This window comes from Deinococcus sp. Leaf326 (genome assembly GCF_001424185.1).
Taxonomy (GTDB): domain Bacteria; phylum Deinococcota; class Deinococci; order Deinococcales; family Deinococcaceae; genus Deinococcus.
On the sequence record NZ_LMOM01000105.1, the window covers coordinates 1 to 1,367 of the forward strand.

The window sequence follows — 1,367 nt, forward strand, 5'->3', positions numbered from 1 at the left end:
ATCGACCAGCGTAATCAATGAGATGGGGACACTGAACGTGCGAGCGGCAAGTCGGGTCAGGCGTTCGAACGCCTCTTCAGGAGGTGTGTGAAGGATCTGGTAGCGGTGGAGAGCATCGAGTCGGGCCTGTTCGCTTGAGGAAGGGGACATACAGCACTCCTGACTTGAGAAGATGTCAGGCCTGCGGACGCCCTGGACATCGGTGTAGGACGCAGGGTAGAGATCGAGCTCTCACAGCATACTGACGCGGTCGTCCAACAGAAACGGACGGTCTAGCACAGTGCGAAAAAGGGATGCGTGTTACTAAGCGTGATCTCTTGACTTTTACGATGGAGACACACGGACTGCTATGACCGTTACAAATACCCCTCTTCCCGTCTTATCTGCAGAGAAATAATACTTACAGACTTAGTCATTGATTGATACATTTCTAACTCAATCTCTACTGCTGACTTCACGAAGACGACATACTGTAATCAGTAGTGCCCGCATCTATACTATTACTATGCAGTTCATTGGTCTGGGCGGAACGGACGAAGTTGGGGCAAGTTCCTATCTCTATCTTCTGAAGGAAGGCAACTTGCTGATCGACGCCGGGCTTCGGCCCGGACAGGTCGGTGAGGCAGCCCTCCCTCCCGAAGCTGGAGATCTTGGGGGAGCATCCCCCGACGGCGATGGTGCTCACCCACGCGCACCTCGACCACGTCGCCGGGCTGCCCGTGGTCATTCGGCGTTTCCCGGACCTACAGATCTACTGCACCGAGGCCACGGCCCGCATTGCCGGCCTGGTGCTGGCGGATACCCTCAAGGTCAGTACCGAGCAGGGCTTCCCGATGTTCACTCCGGGGGAACTCAAGCGCACGCTCGAGCGCTTCCAGCCCCTGCCGTACTTCGACCGGGTTAGCGATCACGGCTTCGCCTTCACGCTGTTCCCGAGTGGGCACCTCTTGGGCGCCGCGAGCGTCATGATCGAGAGCGGTGGCCGCAGCGTCTTCCACACCGGGGACGTCAGCAACGTCGATACGCCGGTGGTCAATGCCGCGTGGCTGCCCGAACAGGTCACGCCCGTCGACGCGGTGGTCTCCGAGAGCACCTACGGCGACACCCTGCTTCCCTCCCGCAAGGAACAAGTGCGGACCTTCGTCGCCGCAATCGGCGAGACGCTTCGGGGCGGGGGAAAGGTGCTGATCCCGTCGTTCGCGCTCGGGCGGGCGCAGGAGATCACACAGATCCTCCAGACAAGCATGGCCAGTGGCCTGCTGCCCAGTGTGCCCCTGTACCTCGATGGCCTGACCCGGCAGATGACGCAGACGTACGAGGAACTGCTGCCCCTTCTTCCGCAGGCCTTGCAGAATCGCCGGAAGTCC

Annotated in this window: 1 protein-coding gene; it reads left to right on the forward strand. The window is 59.8% G+C overall.

Annotation, left to right across the window (positions count from 1 at the left end):
- Nucleotides 1-650: 650 nt before the first annotated feature.
- Nucleotides 651-1,367, forward strand: a 717-nt coding sequence (locus ASF71_RS22180; RefSeq protein WP_235514702.1) for an MBL fold metallo-hydrolase, incomplete at its 3' end; no start/stop codon positions are given.